The sequence below is a fragment of the Methylobacterium phyllosphaerae genome, assembly GCF_001936175.1.
GTDB classification, from domain to species: domain Bacteria; phylum Pseudomonadota; class Alphaproteobacteria; order Rhizobiales; family Beijerinckiaceae; genus Methylobacterium; species Methylobacterium fujisawaense.
Genome location: NZ_CP015367.1, coordinates 5476014 through 5490165, shown reverse-complemented (window position 1 = coordinate 5490165; position 14152 = coordinate 5476014). Strand labels below are relative to the sequence as shown.

Sequence of the window (14152 nt, the reverse complement as noted above, 5' to 3'; positions counted from 1 at the left end):
GGCCTTTCTTCGAACCAGGGACTCTCCAGGGATGACCGACGCTTCGCAGGGCACGTCGAGCGGGCCGGCTGCCGTGCCGCCCGCCCCCAGGCCGGCTCCGCCGCCGCCCGCCACACCCGCCGCCGCACCGACCGCGGCCCCTGCCGCATCCGCGGTCCCGTCCCACCCGCTTCCGGCCAACCAGCTCTTCGATCAGCTCGCGCGGATCGAGGACAAGTGTTCGCGGATCGAGGACAAGTATGCCCGCTCCGAGGCACTGCTGTCCCGAGTCGAGGACAAAGTCGAGAATGCGGCGAACCGGATGAATGAATCGGCGCGCCAGTCCGACCTGGCGGCACTCCGGACGGAGATGCGCGGGCTCGCCGAGCGCACCCGGCGCCTGCCCGGGACCGGCGCCCTCGTCCTTACCGCCGTGATCACCGCCATCCTGACCGTGGTCCTGATGGTCGCCGTCCAGCGTCTGAATCTCGACCGCCTGCTGCCGCAGCGGGCCACCATCGGCACCACCGCGCAGTAATCGCCCTCGCCCCGCACAGGACCGCACCAGACCGCATGAGCGCCTTCCGCACCCTCGACGATGCCGGCTCCCTCAAGGGCAAGCGGGTCCTCATGCGCGTCGATCTGAACGTGCCCATGGAGAACGGACGGGTGACCGACGCGACCCGCATCGCGCGCGTCACGCCGACGATCCGCGAAGTCGCCGAGCAGGGCGCCAGGGTGATCCTGCTGGCTCATTTTGGCCGGCCGAAGGGCAAGCGCGAGCCGAAGGATTCGCTGGAGCCGGTGGTCCCGGCCCTCGGCGCGGCCCTCGGGCGCACCGTCGCCTTCGCGGCGGATTGCGTGGGCGACGCCGCCGCGCAGGCGGTGGCGGCCCTGAAGGACGGCGACGTCCTCCTCCTGGAGAACACCCGCTATCATCCCGGCGAGGAGAAGAACGACGCGGCTTTCGCGGACGCCCTGGCGGCGAACGGCGACGTCTACGTCAACGAGGCCTTCTCGGCAGCCCACCGCGCCCACGCCTCCACCGAGGGTCTGGCGCACCGGTTGCCGGCCTATGCCGGCCGCGAGATGCAGGCCGAGCTCGACGCGCTGACCAAGGGCCTCGAATCGCCCCAGCGCCCGGTGATCGCGCTGGTCGGCGGCGCCAAGGTCTCGTCCAAGATCGATCTCCTGGAGAACCTCGTCGCCAAGGTCGACATGCTGGTGATCGGCGGCGGCATGGCCAACACGTTCCTGCACGCGCAGGGCAAGGCGGTGGGCAAGTCCCTCTGTGAGAAGGATCTCGCCGAGACCGCCACGCGCATCCTGGCGGCGGCCGAGAAGGCCGGCTGCCGGATCATCCTGCCGGTCGACGCGGTCGCCGCGACCGAGTTCAAGGCGCAGGCTCCCCACGAGACCGTGCCGGTGGATTCCGTGCCGGACGCGAGCATGATCCTCGATGCCGGTCCGCGCTCGGTCGCCGAGATCAATGCCGCCATCGACGGGGCCAAGACCCTGGTGTGGAACGGCCCGCTGGGCGCCTTCGAGCTGGCCCCGTTCGACGCCGCCACCGTGGCCGCCGCCATGCATGCGGCCGCGCGGACGAAGGACGGCCAGCTCGTCTCGGTTGCGGGCGGCGGCGACACCGTGGCCGCGCTCAACCATGCCGGCGTGGCGCAGGACTTCACCTACGTCTCGACCGCCGGCGGCGCCTTCCTCGAATGGCTTGAGGGCAAGGCCCTCCCGGGCGTCGAGGCGCTGCGGGCGAAGGGCTGAGACGGCCACCTTGCTCTCCTCCCCCATTGGCCCGACCCTATCTATACTGCCGGGCTTGATCAGCCGGGGGGCCGGGGCGATGGGTGACGGTGGGGAGAACGCGAGCCTCAAGAATCTGAGGGGCATCCAGGCGAGCCTGGCGGATCTGCCGTCCGAGACGATGACGCGCTTCGACAGGCTCGAGGCGCGGATCGATCGTCTGAACGCGGCCGGGATGCGCATGACGATGCGGGCCACGGCGGTAAGGTTCGACGCGCGGGTCAGCGAGGTCGAGGACCGCGTCGCAGCCCAAGAAAGCCGGACCGACCGGGGATCATCCGCCGAAAGAATGGCCTGCGCCGCGTCGGAGATTGACCGAAAGCAAGGCACCCGGCAGAGCGAAACGATACAGCCCAGCTGAGGGCCTCACCGCGCCTCCGGTGATCGGGCGGACAACGAAACGGGAAACGGGAAGACACGCACGATGGCACGCATCACCCTCCGGCAGCTCCTCGATCACGCCGCTGAGTACGAGTACGGCGTGCCCGCCTTCAACCTGAACAACATGGAACAGGGGCTCGCCATCATGGCGGCCGCCGATGCCACCGACTCGCCGGTGATCCTTCAGGCGAGCCGTGGCGCCCGCGCCTACGCCAACGACGTGGTGCTGGCCAAGCTGATCGACGGCCTCGTCGAGATCTACCCGCACATCCCCGTCTGCATGCATCTCGACCACGGCAACAACGAAGCCACCTGTGCCACCGCGATCCAGTATGGCTTCACCTCGGTGATGATGGACGGCTCGCTGAAGGCCGACGGCAAGACCCCGGCCGACTACAACTACAACGTCGAGATCACCCGCAACGTCACCAAGATGGCCCACTGGGCCGGCGTCTCGGTCGAGGGTGAGCTGGGCGTGCTCGGCTCGCTGGAGAGCGGCCAGGGCGAGGCCGAGGACGGCCACGGCGCCGAGGGTACGCTCAGCCACGACCAGCTCCTGACCGACCCGGAGGAGGCGGTGAAGTTCGTCGAGGCCACCAAGGTGGACGCGCTGGCGGTGGCCATGGGCACGAGCCACGGCGCCTACAAGTTCACCCGCAAGCCCGACGGCGAGGTGCTGGCGATGAACGTGATCGAGGAGATCCATCGCCGCCTGCCGACGACCCACCTCGTCATGCACGGCTCCTCGTCGGTGCCGCAGGACCTGCAGGACATCATCAACCAGTACGGCGGCCAGATGAAGCCGACCTGGGGCGTTCCGGTCGAGGAGATCCAGCGCGGCATCAAGCACGGCGTGCGCAAGATCAACATCGACACCGACAACCGCATGGCGATGACCGGTCAGATCCGGAAGGTCCTCACCGAGAACCCCTCCGAATTCGACCCGCGCAAGTACCTGAAGCCCGCCATGGAGGCGATGACCAAGCTCTGCAAGCAGCGCTTCGAGGAGTTCAACACCGCCGGCAAGGGCTCGAAGATCCGGCCGATCTCGGTCGCCGAGATGGCCAAGCGCTACGCCAGCGGCGCCCTGGATCCGAAGATCGGCGCGCGGTAAGGCGCCGGTTGTCGCCCCCGATGAGCACCAATGCCCGCCTCGCCCTTCTCGGACCGCACGGTCTCGACGCCGAGGGACTCGAAGGCTTCGTGGCGGCCCTGAAGGCCGCCTGCGAAGCGGGCGATGTTGCCGCCGTGATCCTGCGGCTCGCCGCCACCGACGAGCGCGGGCTGACGGCCCGCGTGAAGGCGGTCGCTCCGGTGGCGCAGGAGCGGGGCGCGGCCCTGGTCGTGGCCTGTCCGGGTTTCACGGGTGATCTCGCCACGGTGGCGATCCGCGGCGGCGCCGATGGCATCCATGTCGACAAGCCGCGCGACCTGAAGGATCTGCGCGGCCGGCTGCGCGACGGGCGCATCCTCGGTGCTGGAGGCATCGAGACCAAGCATGGCGCCATGGAAGCCGGCGAGGCGGGTATCGACTATCTGATGTTCGGCGGGCTGTATCCGGACGGTGTCGCGCCGGAGGCGGAGACCGTCCGGGCCCGCGCCACCTGGTGGGCCGAAATCTTCGAGACGCCGTGCATCGCGGTCGCCGTCGCCGCCGACGAGATCGGGCCGCTCGGCGCGACAGGCGCGGAGTTCGTGGGATTGGAGAGCGGCCTCTGGCTGTCGGATCCGGCAGCCGTCGAGCGGGCCCAGCGCGTCCTTCGGGAGGCTGCCGCGTGAGGCGCCGCAACGCCCCTCATCTGTTGGCTTTCGTCGGAGCGGCAGTGCTCGCTCTGCCGACCTGGGCCGTCTCCGCTCCGGCCGACCCGCCCGCAACCGCGGCGCCCGGATCGATCGGGTCCACCGCGCAGACCGGCAAGAAGTCGATGCCGGAACTGCCGAGTCCCTATACGCCGAACTACACCCGGGGCGCCGTGCCGCCGCAGGGCGGTCAGCCGCCGGATCTCGCCTACGGCGCCTATCAGAAGGGCCAGTACGTCACGGCCTTCCGCGAGGCGACGAAGCGCATCGAGGCGAATCCGAAGGACGCCGCCGCCATGACGCTTCTCGGGGAGCTGTACAACCAGGGCCTCGGCGTGAAGCAGGACCCGGTGAAGGCCGCCGACTGGTATCGTCTGGCCGCCGCACAGAACGACCCGTCCGCCATGGCATCCCTCGGGCTCATGGCGCTCGACGGACGCGGTATGCCGAAGGATCCGAAGGCCGGGCGCCGATGGCTGGAACAGGCCACGTCCCAAGGCTCGCCGACCGCCGCCTACAATCTCGGCCTGATCCTGATCGGCACCGGGGCCACGGCCGACGAGGCGGCGGCCGCCGCGCAGTTCCGCAAGGCGGCCGATGCGGAGATCGGCCCCGCGCAGCACGATCTGGGCGTTCTGTACCTGCAGGGGCGCGGGGTGCCGAAGGATCCGTCCAAGGCGGCGGAGTTGTTCCGGCGCGGCGCCGACAATGGCGATCTCGCCAGTGAGGTCGAGTACGCGATCCTTCTGTTCAACGGCACCGGCGTCACCAAGGACGAGCGGGCGGCTGCCCGCTATTTCCTGCACGCGGCCTCGCGCGGCAACGCCATCGCGCAGAACCGCGTCGCGCGCCTCTACGCGGTCGGCCGTGGCGTCGCCAAGAATCCCGTGGAGGCTGCGGCCTGGAACCTTGCCGCTGCCGGACAGGGCCTGTCCGACGCGTGGCTGGATCAGACGCTGTCCGGCCTTTCCGCCGACGAGCGCTCGCGCGCCGAGCGCCTCGCCAATGAGCGGATCGAACAGCGCTGAGCGCTACCCCTCGGCCTTCGACCAGTCGACGCCGGCCTCGAGGTGCGGCAGCAGGACGACGCTCTCCTGCTCGTTGGGATCCGTCCGGGCGATCACGGCTGTGACGGGCTCCGTCTGGCTGCGGTTGTAAGGCAGGTGCGGCACGTCGGCGGCGATATAGACGAACTCGCCGGCCCCCGCGATCGCGTGATGCTCCAGCCGTTCGCCCCAGAAACAGCCTGACACGCCCGACAGCACGTAGATCGCCGTCTCGTGCGATTCGTGCTTGTGCGCATGGGCACGCTCCCCGGGCGGTATCTCCAGGAGCTGCATGTGCAGCGCCTTCGAGCCCACGGCTTCGGCGGAAACCGCCGGCCGGTAGATGTGCCCCTGCTTGCCGCGGAAGGGCGCACTCTCGCGCACCACCCGGAAACCCTGCTCCCCTTGTCCGGACACGGAACTCATGGACCTTCCTCCACTCTGAAGGCGGGATCGACCGGGATCTGCATGCCGTTCACCAGCGCGTTGGTCTGGTTGGCCATGCCGACCACCGCCAGGAACTCGCCGTGCTGCGCGTCCGTCAAGCCCTTGGCCCGCGCAGCGGCGGTGTGGGAATGGATGCAGTACGGACATCCATTGGCGATCGAGACCGCGATGTAGACCAACTCTTTGGTCAGGGGATCGAGTGTTCCCGGTCCCATGACGGTCTTCAGGACGGACCAGGTCCGTTCGAGCAGTGCCGGATCGTTGGCGAGGCCCCGCCAGAAATTGTTGATGAAGTCGGAGCCGCGGGTCGCCCGGATGTCGGCGAACACGGCGCCGATGCGCGGGTCGGTTGCGGCCTCGGCATCGGACCAGAGTTTGACGGTGGCCATCGTGCCCCCTCCCCGCGAAGCTCGTCCTCAGAGTTTGCAGGCCCCTTCGAGGGCCCGGTTCTCCGCGTCGGAGAACAGGCGCGAGCGAATATGGAAGCGCTTCTCGCGTCCATTCTCCAGCGAGAACATGCCGCCGCGCCCCGGCACGACATCGAGGAGCAGGTGGGTGTGCTTCCAGACCTCGAATTGCGACCGGCTGATGAAGAACTCGGCGCCGCCGACGGTGCCGAGTCGGACGTCCCCGTCGCTCACCAGGAAATCACCGACGGGGTAGCACATGGGCGAGGAGCCGTCGCAGCAGCCGCCGGACTGATGGAACATGACCGGGCCGTACTCGCTCCGCAGCTCGTCGATGAGAGCGAGAGCCGCCGGGGTGGCGGTCACCCGCAGGGGTGTCCCGTCGGCGCCGGCCTGCTCGGCGACGTTGGCGTCCAAGGTCTGATCCGAATTCATGCCATCCTCCCCAGTCGATGTTGAAATATGCGCGGTTGCCGGCGGGTTTCCACCGCAACGCGAGCGAATGCAGGTCCCGAAACGTCGCGATGCGCGTTGTGTCGACGGAGGGCGGCGGTTGCCGCCCGACGCCTCGGGAGCGCCCGTCATGTCAGTTCTCAGAAAAGCCGCCTGCGTCGTCCTTGCCCTGACCGGTCTCGCCGGTCCCGCTGCCGCCGAACCACTGTCGCTCCGCGTCCAGCCCCGCGAACAGCCGCTGTTCGTCCAGCATGCGTGGCGCGTCGCGGGGAATCCCAACGTCACGCCCGACAATCCCATGGGTGTCGTTGGCTGGGACGGTCCGCCGGACGACGTGCCCAGCGTCAGCGGCGATGCCGGCCCGATGGCGCCGGGCTCGATCGTCAACGCCCCCTTCGAAGGCTACGGCTACGGCCTCTACTGAGCGCGGCGTTGCGGGATCGAAAAAGCCCCGGCCGTGAGGCCGGGGCTGAAGTTGTCTCGGGGGGTTAACCCGGGAAGAAGCTCAGAAGAAACCGAGCTTCTTGGCCGAGTAGCTGACCAGCATGTTCTTGGTCTGCTGGTAGTGATCGAGCATCATCTTGTGGGTCTCACGGCCGATGCCGGACTGCTTGTAGCCGCCGAAGGCCGCGTGAGCCGGGTAGGCGTGGTAGCAGTTCGTCCAGACGCGGCCGGCCTGGATCGCCCGGCCGAAGCGATAGGCGCGGGTGCCGTCGCGGGTCCAGACGCCGGCGCCGAGGCCGTAGAGCGTGTCGTTGGCGATCGCGAGCGCCTCGGCATCGTCCTTGAAGGTCGTGACCGACAGTACCGGGCCGAAGATCTCCTCCTGGAAGATCCGCATCTTGTTGTGGCCGCGGAACACCGTCGGCTTCACGTAGAAGCCCTCGGCGAACTCGCCCTCCTTGACGTTGCGCTCGCCGCCGGTGAGCAGCTGGGCGCCCTCCTGCTTGCCGATGTCGATGTAGCTGAGGATCTTCTCCATCTGCTCGCCCGAGGCCTGGGCGCCGATCATCGTGGCCGGATCGAGGGGCGAGCCCTGCGTGATCGCCTCGACGCGCTTCACCGCCCGCTCCATGAAGCGGTCGTAGATCGACTCATGCACGAGCGCGCGGCTCGGGCAGGTGCAGACCTCGCCCTGGTTGAGGGCGAACATCGTGAAGCCTTCCAGCGCCTTGTCGAAGAAGTCGTCGTCCTCGTTCGCCACGTCGGCGAAGAAGATGTTCGGCGACTTGCCACCGAGTTCCAGCGTCACCGGGATCAGGTTCTGCGACGCATACTGCATGATGAGGCGGCCGGTGGTCGTCTCACCCGTGAAGGCGATCTTGGCGATCCGCGGCGAGGAGGCGAGCGGCTTGCCGGCCTCCAGGCCGAAGCCGTTGACGATGTTGAGCACGCCCGGCGGCAGCAGGTCGCCGATGATCTCGGCCAGCACCAGCACAGAGGCCGGGGTCTGCTCGGCGGGCTTCAAGACCACGCAATTGCCGGCGGCGAGCGCCGGGGCGAGCTTCCACACCGCCATCAGGATCGGGAAGTTCCACGGGATGATCTGGCCGACCACGCCCAGCGGCTCGTGGAAATGGTAGGCGACCGTGTCGTGATCGATCTCGGAGATCGAGCCTTCCTGCGCCCGCACGCAGCCGGCGAAGTAGCGGAAGTGGTCGATGGCCAGCGGGATGTCGGCGTGGGTCGTCTCGCGGATCGGCTTGCCGTTGTCCCAGGTCTCGGCGAGGGCGAGCAGATCGAGGTTCTCCTCCATCCGGTCGGCCATCTTGAGGAGGATGCGGGCGCGTTCGGCCGGCGCCGTGCGGCCCCAGGCCTCCTTGGCGGCGTGGGCGGCGTCGAGCGCTTTCTCGACGTCCTGCGCGTCGGAGCGGGCCACCTCGCACACCACCTTTCCGGTGATCGGGGAGGTGTTCTCGAAGTAGCGGCCGGCCGCGGGGGCGACCCACTGGCCGCCGATGAAGTTCTCGTAGCGGGCCGAGAACGGCGACTTGACCTTGGCGTCGCCGAGGAATTCCGGCTTGTTCATCGCTGTGTTCCCTCCATAGGCCCCGGCCTCGCGAACCGCGGCTCTTGGGCTTAAGCTGGCGCTCGGGCGACCGATCGTCGGGGCCGCATCCGCTTCCGCTCTGTTCGCAGCCAATGGCTTTTGGCCTGCCGAATCAAGGTGGACTTTTGGCCAGTGCGCGAGTGGGCCGATCCTACGCTCTTCCGGACCTCACCGCGAGCGGACAGATATCCTCGGCGTCGGAGTGGTCCGAATCGCCTTCGAAGGCCATTCCAACGTCCCGATGACCGTTCGAATCACCGCCGATCGAGGAAGACTCCGATGCGCCTGCTTACCTGAGCAAGGCGAGCGGAGCGGCCGCCGCCGCGAGCGGCAGCGCCGCCAGGGCCGCGTTGCGCAGCCAGGTCGGCCGATAGGCGATGAACGCCACCACGAATAAGGCGGACCCGGTCAGCGATCCGATCCACTGCACCGGGCCGAAATTCCAGCCGGCCGCCGCGATGGCCGCCGCGAACGAGAGGGCGAGCCCGCACCAGCCAGCCATCCGCAAGCTGGCGACGCGCCGGTCCGGGACGTTGATCCGGTAGGCCGCCCGGTGATGCCGGTCGAGGCTGAGGGCCAGGGCGGCGAAGCCCGAGAAACTCAGAAGAAGGCTGAGGATCAGTGCCGCCGCGGTCATGCTTCCGCCGCCCGGGACAGGCTGGGTTGGCCGTGCCGCGATTCCGCCGGCCGTCGCCGTGCCGCCAGCCGGGAGCCCGCGACGAGGGCCAGACCCACAGCCGCCATCGCCGCATCGAAGCCGAGGAACCGGTTCTGGCCCACGAGGACCGCATCGACCAACGGGATCGCCAGGAAGGCGCAGGCCGCTACCCCGAGGGCGATCGGCCACGCTCGCTGTCGCGGATACAGGGCTGCGGCGAGCGCCGCGGCGACCCAGGCGGCGAAGAATACGCGGACCTCCCAATCGGCCCGGGCCTCGAGCCCGTAGGGCAGCAGACGGTTGGCCAGAAAATAGGCCGCGAGTCCCACCGGCAGCCCCGCGATGGTGCCGAGGTTGAGGAATCGCACGAGCCGTAGACCGAATCGGTCGGGATCCGCGCCCTTGGGCGCCCGCGCCACGGTCCAGAGGACCAGCCCGCTCGCAACCGTGGCCGCGCCCATCACGCCGCAGAGGAAGAACACGAGACGCAACGGAGCGGCCGCGAAATGCGCCTCGTGCAGCCCCGCCATCACGGCGGCCGTTCGGGTCGCGGCGCCGGCTTCGCTGACCCGCGCGAGTTCCGCGCCGGTCCCGGCCGCATAGACGATCTGCGGATGGAGATGCGCGAGCCCATGCGGCTCCTCGAAATACGCCGTCGCGGTCGCATTGGCGTCCCCGGGAAGCGTCATCATCAGCATCTCGGGCGTCTCGCCGCCCGCCGCGCTGGCGCGCGCCACGATCTCGCCCAAGGGGAGCGGCACGCCCGGACGCCCGGCGGGGCCGGCTCCTGGCGCCGCCAATCCCGCCTCCGCATAGTACCGGAGCAGGTCGTCGCCGTAGACGGCCTTCACGCCCCAGGGCATGAGCATCGACGACAGGGTGACGAGGCCCGTGTAGACGATCATCAGGTGGAAGGGCAGCGCCAGAACGCCCATCACGTTGTGAGCGTCGAGCCAGCCGCGCTGGACGGACTTGTCCCGGCGGAAGGTGAAGAAGTCGGCGAAAATGCGCCGGTGCGTCACGATCCCGGAGATCAGCGCGATCAGCAGGATCATCGCGCAGCCCGAGACGATCCAGCGCCCCCAGATCGGCGGCAGGCTCAACTCGAAGTGAAAGCGGTAGAGGAAGTCGCCGCCCCGCGTGTCGCGGACGCGTGCGGGTTCGCCCGTCAACGGATCGAGCAGCGCCTGATGGTAGGGCCCATCCAGGTTCTGCCACCAGTAGACCTCGACGACCGAAGCCTCGGCGTTCGGCAGCTTGACCGACCAGCCGGCGGCGTCCGGCATGGTTTTGCGCAGGAACACACCGGCGCGCGTTGCCGCCGCCACCGGATCCGGCGCTTCCTCGGACAGCTCGGGCCGCATCCATCGCGAGATGTCGCTGCGGTAATAGCTGGCCGTCCCGGTGACGAAGATGGCGAACAGCACCCAGCCGACCACGAGGCCGGACCACGTGTGCAGCCACGCCATGGACTGGCGGAAGCTCCGCGCGCGGCTCACAGGGCGACCCCGTGCCTGAAGCCGCCGGCCAGCCACAAGGCCACGGTCAGCAGAAGCGCCGCAGCCCCCAGGACCAGGGTGGCACGCGCGATCGTCCGGGCGGCGAACACCCAGATCACGGCCGCCGCCATGATGCTGAAGCTCGCGAGGGTCGCGGCGGATACCGCTTCGGCCCTCGGGCCGGGGAGAATCAGTGCCAGCCAGGCGCACGCGAGTGCGGCAACGGCATAACCGCCGAACGCCGCCAGAAGCACCCGGCCGGCGACCGCCAAGCGATCGGCCAGCGTGGGCACGGCATGGGCACTCATCGCGCCCCCTCTCGCTTCCGTGAAGTCATATCGCGACCTAGCAGCGGCTGCGCCCGGCAGGCAACGCGTATGTTCCAGAACGATTCTAGTGTGAATTGAGGCGGTTAGGATGGCCCGGGTCGGGCCGAGAGATGAAAGTCCCGGCTTGCGCGGCAGCCCGTCTCAACGACCGGTCGTTCCGGGCGTTGCGGATCGGTCGGATCCGCGGATCGCGATGGCGGCATTCCGGGCACTCGGCGGCAGATCGGGGCCGGCCTCCGGCTTGGAGAGGGCCGACGATCCGGCGGTCACGGGGCGGCCTCCCTCAGGGCCGCGGTGCCCGGTGCCCCAGCCGTAGCCCGCGTTGATCCCGGCATAAAAGCCCGTGAAATCCTCAGCCCGGGCGCTGCCCGAAAGCAGGAGCAGAGCCGTCGGCAGCATCAAGCAGCGCATCGATCGTCCAGGAACGAGAAAGGCGACGGTCCCGGACAGGACCGCCGCCTCGTAGTCTTCTCAGGATCGCGGCGGCAAAGCGACCGCCGCGCGCCCTCAATCCTCGACGTTGATGCTCTGAGCCTCGCGGCCCTTCTGACCCTCGACCACGCCGAGCGTGACCTGCTGGCCTTCGGCGAGCGAATCGAGCCCGGCGCGGGACAGAGCGGAGCGGTGCACGAAGACGTCCTTACCGCCGTCGTTCACCGACACGAAGCCGAAGCCCTTGGCGGGATCGTACCACTTCACGGTGCCGCTCATCTCGACGGACGGGCCGCTGGCGAAGCGGCCACCACCGCCACCACCACCGAAACCGCCGCCGCCGCCGCCGTAACCACCACCGCCGCCGCGGTCGCGGTCGCGGTCACCGTAGCCGCCGCCAGCGCCACCACCGAACCCGCCGGTGCGCGGACGGAACTCGCGCCGGGGCGCAGGCGCCTCGGCCGTGGACGTGTCGACGCTGGTGACGCTGGTCACCTGCGGGCCCTTCTGACCCTGGGCCGTCGTGACCGTCAGCCGGGTGCCCGGCATCAGGTCATCGTGGCCTGCCGCCTCGACGGCGCGGATGTGGAGGAAGGCATCGCCCGAACCGTCGCCGAGTTCGACGAAGCCGAAGCCCTTCTCCTTGTTGAACCACTTGACCGTCGCATCGCGCTCCGGTCCGGACGCGACCGGTGCCGCGCCGCGCGCCGGACCACGGTCGAAACCGCCGCCGCCGAAACCGCCGCCGCCACCGCCGAAACCGCCGCCGCCGTATCCACCGCTCGGGGGTGCCTGATCAGGCCATCTCGGCTCGCCACCCTCGTCGAAGCCGCGCTTCTGCGGCCCCCTGAAATCACGACCACGTCCCATCGAAAGCTCGCAAAAACCGTCCGCCGCCCTTGTCTCGAATACCGCGTGCGCGCCATCCCAGACAGCCCACGCCCCGCACTATCATTACCCCAGGTCGCGGTAACCAAGAATAACGCCCCAGTCCTGACGCAATCGGGCCTTGACCGCAAGGACCTTCTTGGCTCAGACGCGCCCGTTTCGTTACTTTCTTGCGGCAAACAACGGAGTCCGCCCCCGATCCCGGGTCGGTCCTTACTCATTCGAGGGAAGGCGTTAGCGAAACGCAAAGGCTGTCCCGCCTAGACTCGGCGCCGCGCCCCGCAGAGCCCGCCGGCCATGATCGCGACCCCGACCTTCCCCGATCTCTCGGCCCTCGTCGTCGACGAGAGTCTCTACATCCGCCGAATCGTGCGCGACATGCTGATGCGCGTCGGTATCAAGCGGGTCCTGGAGGCGCCGGACGGGGCGGAGGCGCTGGGCGTGCTGGCCGAGAGCAAACCCGATATCAGCATCATCGACTGGGACCTGTCGATCCTGTCGGGCGAGGAGTTCATCCGGCTCGCGCGGACGCCGACCACCTCTCCCTGCCCCACGATCCCGATCATCCTGATGCTGGCCCAGCCGCGCCGGAACGTGGTCGACCGTGCGGTGGCGCTCGGCGTCAACGAGATCATCGCCAAGCCGTTCTCGCCGAAGACCCTGTGGTCGCGCCTGGACGAAGTGATCAACCGGCCCCGCCCCTATTCCCAGGTGAAGAGTCTCCTGCGCCCGATCCCGCGCCGGGCCAGCGCCATGAAGGCCGTCGCCTGATCGCGACCGCGATGGGGCGTTGCAGTTCCCCGCTGAGCCTGTAGGGTCACAGATCAACAAAGGCCGAGCGCGACGCTCAAGGCCGACCCGAAGGATCGACGGCCGCGCCGATGAGGGACGAGACCGCCGCGGCCGCGCCGTCCCGAATCCAGACCGGCGCGGTGCCGCTTCAGACGCCAGCCCCCTTGCCGGGCCGTGAGCGTCGGCGCGCCGCCTACGCGGCGCTCGACCTCGGCACCAACAATTGCCGCCTGCTGGTCGCGGAGCCGACCTTCAGCGGCTTCCGGGTGATCGATGCGTTCTCACGGATCGTCCGTCTCGGCGAAGGCCTCGGCACGTCGGACCGCCTCAGCGAGGCGGCCATCGAGCGGACCGTCGAGGCCCTGCGGATCTGCAGGTCCAAGATGCAGGCGCGCGGCGTGCAGCGGGCCAAGATCATCGCCACGGAGGCCTGCCGCCTCGCGGTGAACGGGGCCGCCTTCGTGGAGCGCGTCCGCCGCGGCGTCGGCCTCGACCTCGAGATCGTCGATCGGCAGACCGAGGCCTATCTCGCGGTCACCGGCTGCGCGGCGCTGGCGGATCCGCTGGCCGAATCGGTGATCATCTTCGACATCGGCGGCGGCTCGACCGAGATCGCGTGGCTGGACGGCGCGGCGGCCAATCCGTCGACCGATCCGACGCTCAGGATCCGCGCCTGGGATTCGCTGCCCGTGGGCGTGGTGACCCTGGCCGAGCGCCACGGCGGCGCCGAGGTCACCCGCCGCATGTTCGAGGGCATGGTCGAGGAGGTGGCCGAGAAGCTGTCCGCCTTCGCCCTCCGGGCCGCTGCCGCCGCGACCGCGCCCCATTTCCACCTTCTCGGCACGTCTGGCACCGTCACGACCATCGCGGCGATGCATCTGCGGCTCGCGCGCTACGAGCGCCGGCGGGTCGATGGATTGTGGATGACCGACGCCGCAGTCTCCACCGCCATCGACGACCTGCTCGACACGCGGCTGGAGCAGCGCGCCGACAACCCCTGCATCGGTCGCGACCGCGCCGATCTCGTGCTCGCGGGCTGCGCGATCCTCGAGGCGATCCGCCGGGCGTTCCCCTCGGAGCGCCTGCGCATCGCCGATCGCGGCCTGCGCGAAGGATTGCTGATGAACATGATGCGGGAGGACGGGGTCTGGAACCGGAAGGCTGTCCGATGAGGGC

Annotated in this window: 18 protein-coding genes; 9 read left to right on the top strand and 9 right to left on the bottom strand. The window is 69.2% G+C overall.

From position 1 onward, the window contains the following. Positions 1-31: 31 nt before the first annotated feature. From MCBMB27_RS25180 to MCBMB27_RS25155, 6 genes are all read left to right on the top strand, one after another. Entirely contained in the window at positions 32-517 is a 486-nt protein-coding gene (locus MCBMB27_RS25180) for a hypothetical protein (protein ID WP_043345214.1), read from the top strand. Positions 518-552: 35 nt separating this feature from the next. Beyond that, positions 553-1755, top strand: a complete 1203-nt coding sequence (locus tag MCBMB27_RS25175) for a phosphoglycerate kinase (RefSeq protein ID WP_075381531.1) — start codon at positions 553-555, stop codon at positions 1753-1755. Between the two features lie 79 nt (positions 1756-1834). Next, positions 1835-2155, top strand: a complete 321-nt coding sequence (locus MCBMB27_RS25170; protein WP_091955098.1) for a hypothetical protein — start codon at positions 1835-1837, stop codon at positions 2153-2155. 63 nt (positions 2156-2218) lie between these two features. After that, positions 2219-3289, top strand: a complete 1071-nt coding sequence (fba, locus tag MCBMB27_RS25165) for a class II fructose-bisphosphate aldolase (RefSeq protein ID WP_043345222.1) — start codon at positions 2219-2221, stop codon at positions 3287-3289. Positions 3290-3309: 20 nt separating this feature from the next. Continuing rightward, positions 3310-3954 (top strand): thiamine phosphate synthase, encoded by a 645-nt coding sequence (locus tag MCBMB27_RS25160; protein WP_043380249.1) that lies wholly within the window; start codon positions 3310-3312, stop codon positions 3952-3954. Positions 3955-3998: 44 nt separating this feature from the next. Then, positions 3999-5003, top strand: a complete 1005-nt coding sequence (locus MCBMB27_RS25155; protein WP_236952816.1) for a tetratricopeptide repeat protein — start codon at positions 3999-4001, stop codon at positions 5001-5003. Positions 5004-5006: 3 nt separating this feature from the next. Here MCBMB27_RS25155 and MCBMB27_RS25150 read toward each other — a convergent pair whose 3' ends face one another. The 3 genes from MCBMB27_RS25150 to MCBMB27_RS25140 are packed head-to-tail and all read right to left on the bottom strand — an operon-like array spanning position 5007 to position 6310. Beyond that, positions 5007-5447: a cupin domain-containing protein gene (locus MCBMB27_RS25150; RefSeq protein ID WP_051044584.1), complete on the bottom strand. Its 441-nt coding sequence runs from the start codon at positions 5445-5447 to the stop codon at positions 5007-5009. After that, entirely contained in the window at positions 5444-5857 is a 414-nt protein-coding gene (locus tag MCBMB27_RS25145) for a carboxymuconolactone decarboxylase family protein (protein WP_075381528.1), read from the bottom strand. Before MCBMB27_RS25145 ends, MCBMB27_RS25150 begins: the two co-directional genes overlap by 4 nt. Before the next feature lie 27 nt (positions 5858-5884). Then, positions 5885-6310 carry a DUF779 domain-containing protein gene (locus tag MCBMB27_RS25140; RefSeq protein ID WP_043345230.1) on the bottom strand — a complete coding sequence of 142 codons (426 nt, stop codon included), beginning with the start codon at positions 6308-6310 and terminating at the stop codon, positions 5885-5887. Positions 6311-6458: 148 nt separating this feature from the next. Here MCBMB27_RS25140 and MCBMB27_RS25135 point away from each other — a divergent pair, with 148 nt between their 5' ends. Next, positions 6459-6752, top strand: coding sequence for a hypothetical protein (locus MCBMB27_RS25135; RefSeq protein WP_043380252.1), 294 nt, complete (start codon positions 6459-6461; stop codon positions 6750-6752). Positions 6753-6833: 81 nt separating this feature from the next. Here the strand turns inward: MCBMB27_RS25135 and adh are convergent, their stop codons facing one another. From adh to MCBMB27_RS30890, 6 genes are all read right to left on the bottom strand, one after another. Continuing rightward, positions 6834-8357 carry an aldehyde dehydrogenase gene (gene adh / locus MCBMB27_RS25130; protein ID WP_043345235.1) on the bottom strand — a complete coding sequence of 508 codons (1524 nt, stop codon included), beginning with the start codon at positions 8355-8357 and terminating at the stop codon, positions 6834-6836. Between the two features lie 310 nt (positions 8358-8667). After that, a complete protein-coding gene (locus MCBMB27_RS25125) occupies positions 8668-9015 on the bottom strand; it encodes a DUF3325 domain-containing protein (RefSeq protein WP_075381527.1) in 348 nt (115 codons plus the stop codon). Beyond that, positions 9012-10505 carry a PepSY-associated TM helix domain-containing protein gene (locus tag MCBMB27_RS25120; RefSeq protein ID WP_075381526.1) on the bottom strand — a complete coding sequence of 498 codons (1494 nt, stop codon included), beginning with the start codon at positions 10503-10505 and terminating at the stop codon, positions 9012-9014. The genes MCBMB27_RS25125 and MCBMB27_RS25120 overlap by 4 nt, the downstream gene beginning before the upstream one ends. Before the next feature lie 26 nt (positions 10506-10531). Continuing rightward, entirely contained in the window at positions 10532-10843 is a 312-nt protein-coding gene (locus MCBMB27_RS25115) for a hypothetical protein (protein ID WP_043345251.1), read from the bottom strand. A gap of 162 nt (positions 10844-11005) precedes the next feature. After that, the gene (locus tag MCBMB27_RS25110) at positions 11006-11263 is read right to left on the bottom strand and encodes a hypothetical protein (RefSeq protein WP_236952815.1); all 258 of its coding nucleotides are present in this window, start codon (positions 11261-11263) and stop codon (positions 11006-11008) included. A 108-nt stretch (positions 11264-11371) separates the two neighbouring features. Next, positions 11372-12166 carry a cold-shock protein gene (locus MCBMB27_RS30890; RefSeq protein WP_075381525.1) on the bottom strand — a complete coding sequence of 265 codons (795 nt, stop codon included), beginning with the start codon at positions 12164-12166 and terminating at the stop codon, positions 11372-11374. A gap of 315 nt (positions 12167-12481) precedes the next feature. On the opposite strand from MCBMB27_RS30890, the gene MCBMB27_RS25100 reads away from it, so the two are divergent. Both MCBMB27_RS25100 and MCBMB27_RS25095 read left to right on the top strand, forming a co-directional pair. Next, positions 12482-12955 (top strand): response regulator, encoded by a 474-nt coding sequence (locus MCBMB27_RS25100; protein ID WP_012317168.1) that lies wholly within the window; start codon positions 12482-12484, stop codon positions 12953-12955. A gap of 110 nt (positions 12956-13065) precedes the next feature. Next, entirely contained in the window at positions 13066-14148 is a 1083-nt protein-coding gene (locus tag MCBMB27_RS25095) for a Ppx/GppA phosphatase family protein (RefSeq protein WP_043345257.1), read from the top strand. Positions 14149-14152 lie beyond the last annotated feature (4 nt).